The sequence below is a fragment of the Neisseria sp. P0001.S005 genome (assembly GCF_051963715.1).
In genome coordinates this window covers 1-422 of the sequence record NZ_JBQCTZ010000648.1, presented here as the reverse complement: position 1 = coordinate 422, position 422 = coordinate 1, and the positions used below count along the sequence as shown (strand labels likewise).

The following is a 422-nucleotide window of genomic DNA, read 5'->3' as shown; positions in this document are numbered from 1 at the left end:
GACGAAGTTGAAGTAATGATCCTGGAAATCGACGAAGACCGCCGCCGTATCTCTTTGGGTATGAAACAATGCCAAGCCAATCCTTGGGAAGAATTTGCCGCCAACCACAATAAAGGCGACAAAATCTCCGGTGCGGTTAAATCTATCACTGACTTCGGCGTATTCGTAGGCCTGCCCGGCGGTATCGACGGTCTGGTTCACCTGTCTGACCTGTCTTGGACTGAAGCTGGCGAAGAAGCTGTACGCAAATACAAAAAAGGCGAAGAAGTTGAAGCCGTTGTATTGGCAATCGACGTTGACAAAGAGCGTATCTCTTTGGGCATCAAACAACTGGAAGGCGATCCTTTCGGTAACTTCATCAGCGTAAACGACAAAGGTTCTTTGGTTAAAGGTTCTGTGAAATCTGTTGACGCCAAAGGTGC

At 48.1% G+C, this 422-nt stretch carries 1 protein-coding gene; it reads left to right on the top strand.

Annotated elements, in window-relative coordinates; all coding sequences use genetic code 11:
* A partial coding sequence (locus ACTHSP_RS22185; protein ID WP_440347031.1) for a S1 RNA-binding domain-containing protein occupies nt 1–422 on the top strand: 422 nt, incomplete at both ends.